Genomic DNA, 16,156 nt, shown 5'->3' on the forward strand with positions numbered 1-16,156 from the left:
TAACCACGCGAGATATACCTGATTTGATAAATTAGCGACTAATCAGTGGTCGACTACCTTGTACCTACTTTAGAGTTGCTTGGCTACATAAACCATCAACTCTGTTAGCTAACTATGGTTTAACTACTTTAAAAATCACGTGTGTTACTTATTACATAGACGCTATTTATTCAGTAGTTTCATCTGGCACAGTAGGCTCAGAATCGGTGTTCTCTGGGCTATCATCTGGATACATAACACGTGGGCTGACAATTCTACCCGTTTGTTTAACGTTGGTTGGGTTGCTCATTTGCTGTGTTTCATCTTCTGGTAAGTCTAGTCCGAGTTTTATATTGCGGTTTCGGGAGTTAGTCAACGAAGGTAAGCTATCTTGCGAGATAGTATTTGCTGCTGGTAGTCTTAATTGAGCAGCACGCTGAATGACTTGAGTTTTGGTTGGCCCTGAATAATCAATAGAGGTCACAGCCTCTGAATCATTGCGATTAACAGCACGGCCAAGCTTACCAAAGGTAAGTTTGTTCAGTAATCCACTTTTTCGATTGGTATCTAACTTGACTCTACCGTTTGATGTTAACCATTCTGGGTAATTGATTTGTAGTAGGGTTTTATACTCTTGTGCCAAGTCGGTCATGCCAAGTTGGTCATTACTAAACGCTAATATGGCAATGGCTTCTGGAACTTGTTCACTTAGCGGATAATACTGGAATACCCATTTTGCCCGGTTTGCAGCCGCAACATACGCTTCACGTTTAATATACCATCTTGCAGCGGCAAGTTCATTCTCTGCAAATTCATTGTAAATAAAACTCATGCGTTTAGCAGCATCTGGTGCATAGGCACTATTAGGATAACGTGAAATTAAATCTTGAAAATTACTGAAGGCTAAGCGTAGATAGGAGGTATCACGGTGTGCTTGCTTTAACTTTGCCAAATGTAATAATGTACTGCTATTGGCCTGCATATTTGCCACACCACGAACATAGTAAGCATAATCTACTTGTATATTATTAGGATAAAGCTTGATGAATTGTTCAGCACTGGCTGCGGCAAGCTCATATTCTTTAGTGTTAAATTGGCTATACATTAAATCTAGTAAGGCTTGCTCAGCATAACGACCAGTCGGGTAGAAAGTACGCAATTCAGCCAGTTGTTCAGACGCATAAAAGTATTTTTCTTCATCTAGAGATTTTACCGCATCTTGATAATATTCTGCATCTGTTTTAGATGCTGATGATACGGCATTCTCATCTTTATCAAATACACCTTTAATGGTTTGACAGCCCGTTACACTCAGCATACTGACAGTTAGGACAGCTAGAGTCAACTTGGCCAGACGTGGCTTTAATGCGTCTACTAAAGCTAAAGAAGCCGCTTGAGTGTTGGTTGGAATAAGTCGTATGTTTGCAGATGTCGTTGTTGGTGTTTCACGCTGCATGAAAGTCTCCGCAGAAGAATAGTCTTGTCGAATTAAATAATTAGCATAGTTTAGCATGAGTGTAGCACGCTACTAAATTATTTTGGTATAGGAATGTATGCTGCATGATTAGAACAAGTAACGGTTAAAAAACATTGTTAATATAAACTTTGTTAAAAGTCCCGTTATAAATGCACTGACAAATATTGTTGAATAAGCCAGCAAAGTTGCTCAATTCAGTTATATACCTTTGTATAAGGTATAAGTAGAATATAGTATGAGATAAAATATGCTAAACTTAGCGTATACTAAATACCTAACTTAACCAATATTATGATACTAATACTACGCACAAAAATTACGCACAAAAATTTAGCCAATGCAATGTATTTAGCAGCTATATATTTAGTAAAAGTAATTTAGTGAAGGCTAAGTATCAAGGGGCATTATTATTAAGCGCCATTGGTATCTAGAACAATTGGTATCTAGCACAATAGTTAAGTCAAAAAATAAGGCTGTAAATATAATGTCGTCGAACCTAACTGATGATAGCTCTAATATTGAATTAAATACCCGCTCCAATACGCACCTTTCTGATCACAATAATGCACATGATATGAGCTTTGAAGATTTGGAAGACGATGCTGATCTGACCGATGATGCTGATTTGACCGATATTGATAACTTGCCAAATAATATTAATGGTATTGAAGACGGACAAAGCATTAATAATATAAGCAAAACGGTAAATGCAGAACACGTTGTTGTGGAAAGCGAAGCCGGGCAGCGAATCGATAAACTAGCATCAGCCTTGTTTGCAGAGCATTCTAGAGCACAATTGCAAGAGTGGTTAAAAACGGAACAGCTAACAGTCAATCATCAGGCCATTAAACCAAAGTATCGTGTGAAAAAAGGCGATAATATTCAATTGCAAGCTGAGTTACAAGGGCATAGTGCAGATAAGCCTGAGAATATAGCCCTAGATGTGGTTTATGAAGATGACAGCGTCGTGGTCATTAACAAACCCGTCGGCATGGTTGTTCATCCTGGAGCAGGTAATTGGGAAGGTACATTGGTAAACGCCCTATTATATCATTATCCAGACCAAGCTCATTTACCGCGCGCAGGATTGGTACACCGTATTGATAAAAACACCTCAGGACTGCTGGTCATTGGAAAAACCAAAGCGGTCCAACTGGACTTGCAAGACCAGCTCAAAGATAAGAGTGTATATCGCCATTATCGCTGCGTAGTGGCAGGCGATGCTCCTAGTTTAATTCGTCAGCGGGTCATAAATTTACCTATTGGGCGACATCGTACCCAGCGTACTAAGATGGCAATCACTAGTACAGGTAAAGAGGCGATTACCCATTTGATAGACATTACACCATTAAGTTCAGTGTATACGTTGCTTGATGTGCGTTTAGAGACAGGGCGAACCCATCAAATCCGAGTGCATTTAAGTCATATTGGCCATCCGATAATTGGTGATGATGTCTATGGTAAGCGCCAGCAGTTACGTGCGGGCATCACTCAAGAGCAACGTGATGCGGTGCAAGGATTTAACCGCCAAGCATTGCACGCTTATAAGCTTGGATTCATCCACCCCGAAAGTGGTCAAGAGATTGAAGTGACTGCACCAATGCCGGACGATATGATGCAATTAATTGAAGTGTTGTCTGATAGGGCGCTTAATATTTGAAACTGTACTTACAGTAACAAACATTATTTCTCTATTTAACCAGCAATCTAATTAACCAGTACCCTCGCTATGTTCTCAACGATATAGAGTGCTGCTAAACTATTTAGGTCACTGTTTAAAAAACGGTAGTAGCAGTCATGTAGGTTGTCTTTACATATAGCTGTCTTAATAGTGACAAGACCCTATACTCATTTTAATCAAAGCCGTTATTAACCAAAGTTATTTTTATGCCTATAACTTCTCATAGCCTCAGGCCAGAATTTGCTAAGTTGTTTGATGTCATCGTACATACAAACGATATATTGGTCATACAAACCCATTCGTCCGATTATTTAGAGGGTTGTTTAGATAATCATTTAGATAGTTATTTAGATAGTCATTTAGACAATGTAAGGGGCGATGAGCGAGGTAAATCTCAAGATGATAAAGTCAAAAAACTGGGCAGAAATGCATCTAAAATAAAGACAATAGATTCAAATAGTACCAATAATAAAGGCATCAAAAACGACAATAAAAACGAGACGTTTGGTCAGTTTAACTTGGGGATGCATGTGAATGATGCCCCAAAAAAAGTACTGTTAAACCGTGCGAGCTTGCTAAATAGCATGAATCAATATCTGGCCAGCTCAAATGGATTTAGAGCCAATCAATCTGGGGACAAATCTAATGCTGGATTTGATTCGAGGTCAGCCTTAGTAGAAAGCATCCATTGGATAAATCAAATACACAGTAATGATGTATACCGAATAGGTGGGCAGTTGAGAACTGATGCGGCTCAAACAGTTGTATCTCTTAATCCGCCATCAGCAGATGCGCTCATTAGTGACAAGGCCAAGACTGCCTTAGCTATTATGACAGCAGATTGTGTGCCTATCGTCATATATGATGAGTCAACAGGTCAACTTGCGGCAGTACATGCAGGCTGGCAAGGCTTAGCTAAAGGTATTATTGCAACTACCTGCGACGAGATGCGCCATCACAATAAGGTAACAGAAGCCAGTAACTTAGATAGCAGTAGTAACGGCTCGACTGAGCAACCTTTGCAGGCTTGGATTGGTAGTTGTATCAGCCAGTCGTGCTATGAAGTCTCTAGAGATGTTATTGATAAGCTGTTGGCTGGCTGTGAGAAGATTGGCTTGGATAAAGCTTCTGTAGAACAGCGTATCGTAGCTACTCATAAAAATCCTGATAAAGCATGGCTTGATTTACCTGCACTTGCAGCCTTGCAACTACAAGCAAATGGTGTGTTGGTAAATACTTATTCTGATGTTCAGGCGAATACTTCAAAATGCACAGGTTCAAATAGTCATTTAAATAATAGACAGGGGCATAATAATCACTATAAGTTGCCTTCTTCTATTCAATCGAAGGTGTCAAGTCATGTCTCTGAGCAGGTAGCTTTTGCATGTAGTTATAGTGATAGTCGTTACTATTCTTATCGCCGTATGACCCACTTGGGTAATACAAATACAGGCCGAATGGCTATGGTAGCCGTGCGCCTTAAATGATGATTTTAATTTAAAAAGCTTATTTAAAACGCTTATTTTAAATGACGATTTTAAGTTGTATTGGCAAAAGTCGTTATAGTTTGATTTAGATAGCCGCTTTAAATCTATTAAATCATCTTTCCAACATAGGTATCAGATTTATAGTTTTATCAGACTTATAGTTTCTCAGTTTTAATTAGGGTTTAATTGTCCATGACTTCTCAAAATAGCAAACAAAATTCAAAACAAAAAACGACCGCTCAGAACCTCTGTTTAAAGATGGCAATTGTTTACCACAGTAATTATGGTCACACTCGCCGAGTTGCTCATGCAATTGCTCATGGTGCACAAGGATACAGTTTAAAAACTATTGATGTTAAAGCCCTAGATATTAATGAGATGGATTGGGATTTTATCGATGCTGCTCAAATGATAGTGTTTGGTAGTGCCGTTTATATGGGTAGTGTTCCTGCTGAATTTAAAACCTTCATGGATAGCACCTCTAAGCGTTGGTACAATCGTCAATGGAAAGGTAAGTGGGCGGCAGGATTTGCAAATTCAGGGGGGCTTAGTGGAGATAAGCTGGCTGTTTTACAGCAAATTTGTATCTTTAGTATGCAGCATGGCATGAATTGGACGGGATTCCCCATTACACCGACTGGATATAGTGAGCAAGACGTCAATCGATTGTCTAGTTTCCTTGGATTAATGACTCAGTCAGCTGATGCACCACCAGAAGAGACACCCTGTGAAGGGGATATTCAAACGGCTAAACTATTTGGCGAACACTTAGCGCAAGTACTGATAGAACAGCCGCCTAACTTTAAATCTGAGTAAAGCAAGCCCTAAGAGTATTAAATGCAAGGGGTAAGTACACGGCTTAATAGTCTCTAATAGTAATAGGCTGAGTTTGATGCGTTGTGTTTATGGAATTGTGTTTATGGAATTGTATTTACGGATCAGCAGCGTATTGCTTTAGTTCTGATTTGACTGGAATTGGATTACCTGCAATTTGAATATGCTGACAGGCGGTTAAAGATAAGGCTAAACCTATGAATGTATTTAATATTATAGCTCTTGGAACAAAAAAAGACGGGGTCATGGGGAAGGCTCTTGCTGTAAATATAAAAGTCTTTATTATATAGGCAAAGGGCTCTAAAATCGATCCAAGGCAACCGATTGAAAGCACTATAATTGTAGGCTAGATCAGGTCAACGCCGTAGCGATTTATAAATTCGCCGCCTATATTGAAATGAGCCAGAATTTAAATGAGCCATACTCAAGTTTACTATGTTCAAATTATTTATACATTAAAACCACACATAAAAAACCTCAGTCATAAACTGAGGTTTTTTATGTGAAATTATAATTCAGGGTTGTGACAAATAGTCCCTATTTACTGCTTACTGCTTGGTACCCAGACAGGAGAGCGAACTGTGCCATTGATTCGTTTCGAGATAGTTTGACCCCCCTCTAATGAACGAATGACTAAAGTGCTTGTATTAGCGCCTTGTGAATAGACAACTCGCTCACTGCTTGGCGAAAAACTTGGGGCTTCGTCGATGCCTGTATTACCTAAATTAGCAATTACTGCCCCAGTATTACTCATTATCGCAGCACTACGTCCATTTAAATAACCAATCTTGCTACCATCGGGGCTAACACTCGGGTCGGCCGCATATCCACCACGGGAAATGCGAGTTATGGCACCAGACGGATAGCGGCGGTATAAGCTAGCGGTGTTTGATTCGGGGCTTTCATGGTCTGATGCAAATACAAAACTACCATCTTTGGCAAAGCTTGGTTGCACCTGATCCAGAGGCAGCTTAACTATTCTGCGTGGCGCTCCGCCTGTTATGCCTATGCTGTAAATGTCATGGTCACCACTAACATTGCTGGTAAAGATGATCTCATTGCCTGTGTAGGAGAAGCTTGGGCTTAAGTTGCTGCCTTTTATATCTACTAATTTACGGACTAATTTAGAATTAATATCTATAATATATAACCCTGCGCGTTGATTTTTTTTCTGTACGGAATAGGCGATATATCTCCCATCAGGAGAGGCAGCAGGCCTATAAATACTGGCATTTTGCACGGTAGTCAGTAAGCGTGGATTTTCTCCATCAGAGTCACTTATATAAAGTGCTGAATCTTTGCCATTTGACGTTTGTTTTTCAACAATGTAAGCAATGCTGGCATTAAGGTCAGATTGTTTTTTGCCTGTGATAAGCTCATATATACGGCTTGAAACTTGATGTGCAATCTCTCTTTTATCCTTACCTCTTATCGTTTGTTGACCTAAAATATTACCTGTGCCAACTTCTATCACTTCAAAGTTAACCACAGTGTTACCTCGGTCACTAGATGTGCTACCCACAACCAGATAAGGGATGCCAAGATTTTGCCAAGCGGGTAGGGTTGCCGATAACTCTGTACTTGAATGTGGCTGTTGAATAAGACCGTCAGAGGTTGTCTTAAGTGACGTCGTTTTTAGGTCTTGTAATACGACATTAGAGATGGCGTTATCGCCAGCAAAAGGAACAAAGGCAACCTGATGTTGAACCACACTGCCTTGTTTTTCAATGGTAAACTCAAGCGCATCTTCAGCATGTAAAACAGCTGGATATGACATCATACTGAATAGGAAAAATGCAGCAGATAATTTAGAAGGCTTTGAGTTAGGCAGCTTTGAGGAAGCAAGCTCGTTAGTAATTATCTTGTTGTTACTACAAGTGTGCATAGAGGTATCCATAAATTAAGAAAACGAGTATTGTTTCATTGAAAATATATAAAGTACACTACATCCATATTTAGTTATAAGCAAATCATCTATAGTAAAACCACTTCTTAATGCGCCTTGCTAAAGGGATCACGGTGTTTAACTCACTTAGTTTAAACAATTAATTCCTATTATTTAAGTCCAGTTCAATCAGTCAAGTCCGGTGCGAAGCTTAATGTGCTATTTAACGTATTTTGTTATATCAGTGACTTAAGTTTCGAGCTATTCAGTGACTTTAAAAGTGGGTCTTAGAGTGGTGTGTTTAGTACCAATAACTGGGGTTAATGGACTTGCACTGCGGATGGCTTCTTCAAGTGATTGATTAAGCGCACTATCATCTGAGTTTGCTGTAACACTCAACACGTCTCCATTGGCATTTACTTTAATTTCTACTTTGATTGATTTGCCAATGCGTCCAGCTGGGGGATTCCAGTATGGTTTGATATGGTTGACAAGAGCGCCTTTCACGGCATTACTTGAGTTTCCAGCGCTGCTACTGGCAGAGTTAGATCCTAATCCCGAAGCATTACTATTGCTAGATTGGCTGTTACCAAGCTCAATGGTTTGGCGTGAAGAGTCCGAGCTTGTTCGATTCAAACTTTGATTTTTCAGGGAGTCAGGAATTGATCGTCCCCCCGTTTGTTTATTGTCATTACCAGATGACTCCTTTAACCTCTCTTTAAATTGACCGACTTGGTCTTTTTGAGTTTGAGATTCTTGGTCAAAATGTTCTTCGATTCTTCGATGTTTAAGTTCCGTTTCTTCTTCAGATTCTCTTATCAACTGTTCATGAGTTTGTTCAATTTCAAGTCGTTTACTACTTAACTCGTTAGCGTAGTTTGGATCAAATCCATTATCTTGGCCGCTATTAATACTATCATCAAATCTATCAGCAGGATCATTTGTTCTTTGAAATATTGACTCTGCATGACGCTTATCACTAGTTATCGAAATGGGCTGATCAGTGCTATTTAAATTTATGTTTGCTGTGCTTTGGTCAGTATTAGGATTTTCTTCATTGGATGCTATGCTTCCAGCAGCCATCGATTCACGATTGGCGCTGATAGAGGCTTGTATTTCAGCCAACTCTTGTGGCGTAATAATACTAGTCTCAATAGTCTGGGGTGTATGAATAGTAGGAATGCGATTGGCAAATAAAACAAATGCGATGATTGAACCATGCACAATAAGACTCATGATTGAAGGAATAGCAAGACCATTGTCTTCAGGTTCAACAGGAACATAGACGGTAGGCGCACGATTTAGCACTTTTTATTATCCCAAAATAGTAATCGATCATAACATTCATTTAGCATTTTTTATTGCTGAGCAGTAGGGAGGGGCTGACCCGTTAGCAAGCCAACTTTTTCAACGCCTGCTTGTTGTAAGTTTGCCATAAGCTGCATAATCATGCCATATTGATTGTTCTGATCAGCATTAATCATTACTTTTATGTCATTACCGTTTGATTGGCTTTGTAGTCGAATTAATGTATCAATCAAATCAGCTTCGCTAACTGGAAGGTCTATATCATTCTCATAACTTACAAAAATTTCGCCATTGCTTTTTAGTGATACAATCACAGGCATTTGCGTACCACTACCTAAGCTATCGGTTTTTGCTTTGGGTAAATCCACATTGACGCCAGTAGTAAGCATTGGGGTCGTGACCATAAAAATGACCAATAAAACCAACATCACATCAATATACGGCACCACGTTCATTGAAGCATTAAGCTCTTTTTTATGCCTGGCAAAGGGGCTGGGTTTCATCTTTTGGCTCCTTTATTTAGACGAGTGGTGTTGTGGTAAGTTCTTCTGTTGCTACTGGGTTATGAGGCGCTGGGACGCTGTCATTAATTTCACGTTGTAGCATACCGGTCATCTCATCACAAAAAAGGGCACGGCTATCATAAATAGTGGCCGACTTTGAGGTAAAATGATTATAGGCTAAAACAGCTGGAATAGCGGCAAATAATCCCATAGCAGTTGCAATCAAGGCTTCTGCAATTCCAGGAGCAACGGCAGATAAGCTCACTTGTTCTGTCATTGACAACCCCAAAAAGGCATTCATAATACCCCACACTGTGCCAAATAGGCCAATATAAGGTGCAACAGAACCGATGCTAGCAAGTAGTGATAATCCTGATTCTAATGCCTGCTGTTGACGACCCAGCCCGACTCTTAGTTTGCGTTCGACACCTTCTATAATATGAGTTTTAGGCTGGCGCTTTTTATTCATATGTAAAAACTCAGAAAACCCCACATAAAAAATATTAGCCAATCCGTTGCGATCGGGCATGTTTTGTACACCTTGATACAATTTCGCCAGCTCTTTACCAGACCAAAACCAGCTTTCGAATTGCTCATCATGACGGCGAGCAGTGCCCAAGCGAGCGCTAAGACGGAATATAAGCACCCAGCAAACCAGAGAAGCCAACAGTAAAATACCCATAACAATTTGTACAAGCAGACTTGCATCAATAACTAGGGCGATGAGGTTTATCGAATCGGACATGAATGACTCACTCGTTGTAATTAAATACTAAATTAAAGATTGATAATAAGATGAATGCTAACCTGAGTATTCTAATCTACAATAGCGTAATAAGCATAGCTATCTTTAAAACTTGCCTTTTACCTTTATTGGCTAGAATTTAACCCTTAGTATGTCGCTATAGTATTCAAAAGGCTAAGTTTAAGGTTAAATTGATAGATTAATCAGTTAAATGGATAAGGTTGATGAATCATGAAATGAAAACATTTGAGTGCAAATTAAACCGTTTATCGTGAGGTTGAATGAGCAACTATGTATTATACATTTGTTAGGAAAGCACGCCTAGATGAGTTAATAAAAAGTTATTTTATAACGTCATAGATGGTATAGCTACGGGTTAGCTATGGGGTAGATGTTGAACTCATCACAGTATAAAACAATATATTTGCCTTAGTAGCTATCCTTTATAATTCATTACTTTATAATACATTCTTTTTTAGTTATCTTAATGCTTTATTACCTTTTGTATGTTTTCAGTTAAGCAAATGATTTACCTAATTTGTTTGCCCTACTTATAAACAAGCATGGGCACTTTTTTAATTTTCTGTCCCAACTCTAACTCCAAGTATAGTCAGGCAATAACCTATGAATGCAATTGAACGTTATTTTGGAATCAATGGTAAAAATACCACTGTCAAGACTGAGATATTGGCGGGTATAACTACATTTTTAACGATGGCATATATTATATTTGTTAACCCAAATATTTTAGCTGAAGCAGGCATGGATCAGGGCGCTGTTTTTGTTGCGACCTGTCTGGCTGCTGCGGTTGGTTGTTTGATAATGGGGTTGTATGCCCGCCTGCCTGTTGCTTTAGCACCGGGTATGGGCTTAAATGCTTTTTTTACTTACGGTGTTGTACTAGGTATGGGTCATAGCTGGCAAACGGCTTTAGGAGCTGTATTTTTATCCGGCTGCATCTTCGTTTTGCTCAGTTTGTTTAAGATACGCGAATGGGTAATTAACGCCATTCCACTTAGTTTGAAACAAGGTATTGTTGCGGGTATTGGCGCCTTTCTAGCGTTTATTGCGTTACAGAGTTCAGGCATTATTGTTGCCCATCAAGCAACGTTTGTTACGCTTGGCAATCTAAAAGAGTTCTCGCCAATAATGGCAACAATTGGCTTCTTAGTCATCATCGCACTTGTGCACCGAAATATACCAGGAGCGGTAACGATTGGGATTTTACTGATTACTATCGTCGGTATAATTGCCGGTCAAATTCCATTTGATGGCATCGTCTCTATGCCACCCGCTATTGCACCAACATTTATGCAATTAGACATAGCCAGTGCATTTGATGTGGGCATGATTAGTGTGATTTTTGCCTTCCTATTTGTAGACTTGTTTGATACAGCCGGTACACTAATTGGTGTTACCAAAAAAGCGGGTATTATGCGTGAAGATGGGACCATTCCAAACTTGGATAAAGCTTTATTAGCAGATTCTACGGCAACGGTTGCTGGCACTATATTTGGTACGTCATCAACGACGAGCTTTGTTGAAAGTACAGCCGGTGTAGCAGCTGGTGGACGAACAGGGTTAATGGCTGTTACCGTAGGTGTGTTGTTTTTATTAAGTATGTTTTTTGCTCCGTTAGCCGGTATGATTCCTGCGTATGCGACGGCAGGTGCAATCTTTTACGTATCCGTACTCATGCTTTACACCCTTAAAGATATTGACTGGGAGGACCTAACTGAGGCTGCCCCTGTTGCTGTCGTATTGTTATTGACCCCACTCACATATTCTATAGCCGATGGTATCGCTCTAGGCTTTGTGACCTTTACTGCTGTGAAAGTGCTCACTGGTAAATATCATCAGGTCAGTATCGCTGTGTGGGTCTTGACTGTGATTTTGCTGGCAAAAATCATATTCTTATAAACTAATGGTAATGGTTTAGAGTGCAGTGTTAGCTTTTATACAAGACAGCTTGCGATTTGTAGCCAATTCTGCCACCCGGTTATATTTACTCACGTATGCGGAGCAGGGATTAAGGCTATAGGGATTACTGTTATGTCGATACCCCCTATAGCCAACTCCCTATAGCCAACTCTCCGTTATCCGCCCAGACCAGTAGTATATCTTTATAACCCCCCCCCTTTAAGGGATTTTACCTTTGCAGAGCAAACCTAAAATTGCAATGCAGTTTTTAACGGTCTTTACCTCAGGGCTAAACCGCTTTCTCCCTTATTATTTACCTAAAATTCGAGAATGGTATAGATGCTATAAATATAGATGGCTTCATAGCCAAATGTTTGATAACATTTAGTTATCAAGCTCATAACCTCAATCAACGCCGTAGAGGTTTTTCTTTCCCTGACACCCTGTTAGCGTCCTGCTAAGCCTCGGTCAGAGCCAACAAAGAAGAAGGCATTAGTGAGCTTGATGTTTCCAGTTATTAATATAATTTTAGGACCGCACATAGATTATGTGGTTCGAGATGATTGTATGTATTAATGATTAGGTAACATATTTTCTTGTGTTAGTTACTGTAAGAGTTGTCTAAATAGGGTTATATAGTTATAACTTTTAGGGTTGTAATTTATATGACTATGGACGGCACTCACAGTAGCGACATTTTGGTAATTATACGACGTCTTAAACATCTTACGTATTACCAATGTTGGCTTAATTAAGTGGTTTTAGGTTTATATCGTTCAAACGCTTATTCTATTGATAGTTATTGAAAAGTAATGATAGCTATATAAAAAGTAACACATCAACATAACATGATGTCTGCGTTTAACTTCGGACAACTTAAAGTCAGCTAGTCTGATAGCATTGGTTTCTACGATTATTGGATAAGATACATTGTTAAAGTTACCTTCTTTTAAATACATTATTTAAGATGCATAACCTAATTTAATAACAATGCAGTGTCGATATTCGAATCAGTAAATAGTGCCTCTTAGGCGTCAGGAGTTATGATGAGTCTTTCCAATAAATATTATCCGCAAAACCCAATTCAGTTTACTCCAAAAGAGCTGATGCAGCCTGATTATATTAGTCAGCCTAGCGCTCAGCTTTATAAAAAAATATCCCCACTTTATAGTGTGGATGAAGACAAATGGCTTGGCGAGCTATTACCACTAGCAGAGCCAGTAACACATCAATCAGCTAATGGCACAATTGATGAGCGGGTAGCGATTAGCGACCAAACGAGAAGCTTAGTGGAGCATGTAAGAAATAATAATGACGCTGTTAAGATGGTTGATTCATTATTATTAGAGTATAGCCTAGATACTCAGGAAGGTATCTTGCTGATGAGTTTAGCAGAAGCGTTAATTCGTGTGCCTGATAAAGAGACGGCTGATGCGCTCATTAGCGACAAAATGAGTGTGGCAGACTGGAAGAAGCATCTAAAAGATGATAATGGATTTATTGTTAACGCCTCAACATGGGGGCTGATGATGACGGGGCGTGTGGTCAGTGTTGATGAAAAGTCGACTGCCTCAAGCTTTTTAGATCGTATGACTAAAAAGATGGGAGAGCCTGTTATTCGTAGTGCCATGCAAAAAGCCATGAAAATTATGGGACATCAGTTTGTATTGGGCGAAAGTATTGAAGAGGCTAGTCGAAACAGCCAGCAATATAGGAACAAAGGTTACACATATTCGTTCGATATGCTTGGTGAAGCAGCCATTACGCACAAAGATGCCGAAAAGTATTTTAGTGATTATTTGAATGCTATCAAAGCAACTGCGCACATTAAAGTCAAAGAAGGGATGCCAAAGCCTTCTGTCTCTATTAAGCTCTCCGCACTGCATCCTCGTTATGAAGCAACTCAAAGCAATCAAGTCTTGGGCTTGCTACGTCAACGTTGTATTTTACTTATTGAAGCAGCACGTGATGTTGACGTTGATATTAGTATTGATGCTGAGGAGGCGGATCGCTTAGAGATTTCATTAAAGCTGTTTGAATCACTATATCGTGACACGATGACTCAAGGCTGGGATGGATTAGGTCTGGTAGTTCAGGGCTATTCTAAACGTGCCATTTCAGTATTAGCTTGGCTGGCAAGTTTGGCTAAAGAAGTTGGTGATCGTATCCCAGTGCGCTTAGTAAAAGGGGCTTATTGGGATTATGAGATTAAATTGGCTCAGCAAAAAGGGTTTACAGACTATCCCGTCTGGACGCGTAAAGAGGGCACGGATGTTGCCTATCTTGCCTGCGCAAGATTTTTGTTATCTGAACAAATTCGCGGGGTATTGTGGCCTCAGTTTGCAACGCATAATGCACACACTTTGGCGTCAGTAATGACCATGAGTGAGCATAGAGACTTTGAGTTCCAGCGTTTACATGGTATGGGTGATGCCCTTTATGACCATATATTAGAAGCTTATAACATTCCTGTTCGAATCTATGCGCCTGTTGGTGCTCATAAAGACTTGCTTCCTTATTTAGTACGCCGTTTACTTGAGAATGGGGCGAATAGCTCATTTGTGCATCAATTATTAGATAAATCTTACCCTATTGATAAACTAACCGTACATCCGTATGACACACTAATCAGCCAACCAACTTTACATAACGAGCGTATACCGCTACCACTTGATATTTATCACGATAGAAAAGCCAGCTTTGGCCCTAATATTTTTATTGACTCACAGTGGATAGCTTTTAAATCGGATATTGATAGCTATTTAAGCAAAGTGTGGCAAGCAAATTCAATCGTAAATGGCCAAGATGTCTATGATGAAGCGGAGCCTGCGGTCTCAATTGTTGCGCCTTGGAATCACGATGTTAAAGTGGGTAACGTAAAATTTGCCACTGAAAACACGGCGCAAGAGGCGGTAAAAGCAGCCATTGGAGGACAGCAGCAGTGGCAAAAAACACCAGCGAGTGAACGTGCTGGTATTTTACGCCGTATCGCAGACTCGTATGAGGCTAACTATGCCGAGCTTATCGCTCTATGCCAAAAAGAAGCAGGCAAAACGATGCAGGACAGCATTGATGAGATCAAAGAAGCGGTTGATTTCTGCCGTTTTTATGCTGATGAAGCTGAGCGATTAGATATTCAGACTAATGAATTTATAGATCTAGCGGGCAATAAGGTAGTACAAAAGAGGGCCGCACGTGGCACCTTTGTATGTATCAGCCCTTGGAATTTCCCATTAGCGATTTACACAGGTCAAATCGTAGGCGCTTTAGCGGCTGGTAATACGGTGGTCGCTAAGCCTGCTGAGCAAACCAGTTTGATTGCTTACTATGCGGCAAAGCTCATGTATGAGGCTGGCGTGCCAGAATATGCGCTACAATTTGTGATCGGTAGTGGTGAGGTAGGTGCTGCTTTAACATCATCGGACTCCATTGCTGGGGTAATCTTCACTGGGTCTACACAAACGGCTCAGCATATTAATAAATCGCTCAACTCTAAAGCAACCTCACGTTCATCGGTTAATGAGAGAGCTGTTAAAGAGTTACCTATTTTGGTGGCAGAAACGGGTGGTCAGAATGCAATGATTGTGGACTCTACCGCATTGCCTGAGCAGGTAGTTAAAGATGCGGTATTATCTGCCTTTGGTTCAGCAGGTCAGCGCTGTTCTGCTTGCCGAGTGCTATGCCTACAAGATGACGTTGCAGACGACATAATCGAGCTACTAAAAGGTAACATGGCGGAGCTTATTGTCGGTAATCCGATCCATGTGTCAACCGATGTTGGCCCCGTTATTGATAAAGAGGCTCAAAAAGGCTTGCGTGGGCATATTGAGAATATGCGTAAACAACCTAAAGCTCATGTTATTGCGCAAACACCCATAAGTGCCGATTGTGCTGATAAGCTTAGCAATAGTACTTTTGTACTACCCACCGCCATTGAAGTGGATAGTATTGATGTGATAGGGGGCGAGCACTTTGGACCAATATTGCATGTACTGCGCTATAAATCCCATGAGCTGGATGAATTAATTGATGCCATTAATGCCACTGGATATGGGTTAACTTTAGGTATTCATAGTCGAATTGAGAAAAGAGCTGACCATATTGAGCGCCGTGCCAAAGTGGGTAACACCTATATTAACCGTAATCAAATTGGCGCAGTGGTTGGTGAACAACCGTTCGGTGGTTGTGGTTTATCAGGGACTGGGCCTAAGGCAGGTGGTCCGAATTATGTGGCTCGGTTGACTAAATGGCAACAGGTTTAATAGAGGGTGTGCAGTATTTTTATCAAAAGGTTTTATATATTTAGTTGTTATTGGAATGATATAAAAAAGGAAAGC

General features: G+C 40.1%; 11 protein-coding genes. 5 read left to right on the top strand and 6 right to left on the bottom strand.

The window, feature by feature from the left end; translation table 11 throughout:
* Window positions 1-166: 166 nt before the first annotated feature.
* Window positions 167-1,435: an outer membrane protein assembly factor BamD gene (locus AC2SLN_RS03340; protein ID WP_486548602.1), complete on the bottom strand. Its 1,269-nt coding sequence runs from the start codon at window positions 1,433-1,435 to the stop codon at window positions 167-169.
* 595 nt (window positions 1,436-2,030) lie between these two features.
* On the opposite strand from AC2SLN_RS03340, the gene AC2SLN_RS03345 reads away from it, so the two are divergent.
* From AC2SLN_RS03345 to AC2SLN_RS03355, 3 genes are all read left to right on the top strand, one after another.
* Window positions 2,031-3,116, top strand: a complete 1,086-nt coding sequence (locus AC2SLN_RS03345; RefSeq protein WP_486548775.1) for an RluA family pseudouridine synthase — start codon at window positions 2,031-2,033, stop codon at window positions 3,114-3,116.
* 227 nt (window positions 3,117-3,343) lie between these two features.
* A complete protein-coding gene (locus AC2SLN_RS03350) occupies window positions 3,344-4,624 on the top strand; it encodes a purine nucleoside phosphorylase YfiH/LACC1 family protein (RefSeq protein ID WP_486548601.1) in 1,281 nt (426 codons plus the stop codon).
* Between the two features lie 258 nt (window positions 4,625-4,882).
* Window positions 4,883-5,440, top strand: coding sequence for a flavodoxin family protein (locus tag AC2SLN_RS03355; RefSeq protein ID WP_486548774.1), 558 nt, complete (start codon window positions 4,883-4,885; stop codon window positions 5,438-5,440).
* Between the two features lie 115 nt (window positions 5,441-5,555).
* On the opposite strand, the gene AC2SLN_RS03360 is transcribed toward AC2SLN_RS03355, so the two are convergent.
* From AC2SLN_RS03360 to tolQ, 5 genes are all read right to left on the bottom strand, one after another.
* The gene (locus tag AC2SLN_RS03360; RefSeq protein ID WP_486531853.1) at window positions 5,556-5,705 is read right to left on the bottom strand and encodes a hypothetical protein; all 150 of its coding nucleotides are present in this window, start codon (window positions 5,703-5,705) and stop codon (window positions 5,556-5,558) included.
* A gap of 294 nt (window positions 5,706-5,999) precedes the next feature.
* Window positions 6,000-7,343, bottom strand: a complete 1,344-nt coding sequence (locus tag AC2SLN_RS03365; protein WP_486548600.1) for a beta-propeller domain-containing protein — start codon at window positions 7,341-7,343, stop codon at window positions 6,000-6,002.
* A gap of 261 nt (window positions 7,344-7,604) precedes the next feature.
* Window positions 7,605-8,651 (bottom strand): TonB C-terminal domain-containing protein, encoded by a 1,047-nt coding sequence (locus tag AC2SLN_RS03370; protein WP_486548599.1) that lies wholly within the window; start codon window positions 8,649-8,651, stop codon window positions 7,605-7,607.
* A 50-nt stretch (window positions 8,652-8,701) separates the two neighbouring features.
* Window positions 8,702-9,154: a protein TolR gene (gene tolR / locus AC2SLN_RS03375; protein ID WP_486531856.1), complete on the bottom strand. Its 453-nt coding sequence runs from the start codon at window positions 9,152-9,154 to the stop codon at window positions 8,702-8,704.
* A gap of 16 nt (window positions 9,155-9,170) precedes the next feature.
* Complete coding sequence (gene tolQ / locus AC2SLN_RS03380; RefSeq protein WP_486548598.1) at window positions 9,171-9,899, bottom strand: protein TolQ; 729 nt, start codon at window positions 9,897-9,899, stop codon at window positions 9,171-9,173.
* Window positions 9,900-10,523: 624 nt separating this feature from the next.
* Here tolQ and AC2SLN_RS03385 point away from each other — a divergent pair.
* The gene (locus AC2SLN_RS03385) at window positions 10,524-11,819 is read left to right on the top strand and encodes an NCS2 family permease (RefSeq protein ID WP_486548597.1); all 1,296 of its coding nucleotides are present in this window, start codon (window positions 10,524-10,526) and stop codon (window positions 11,817-11,819) included.
* A gap of 1,046 nt (window positions 11,820-12,865) precedes the next feature.
* Window positions 12,866-16,081 carry a bifunctional proline dehydrogenase/L-glutamate gamma-semialdehyde dehydrogenase PutA gene (gene putA / locus AC2SLN_RS03390; protein ID WP_486548596.1) on the top strand — a complete coding sequence of 1,072 codons (3,216 nt, stop codon included), beginning with the start codon at window positions 12,866-12,868 and terminating at the stop codon, window positions 16,079-16,081.
* The last annotated feature ends 75 nt before the right edge of the window (window positions 16,082-16,156 follow it).

The sequence above is a fragment of the Psychrobacter sp. CX90 genome (genome assembly GCF_057396305.2).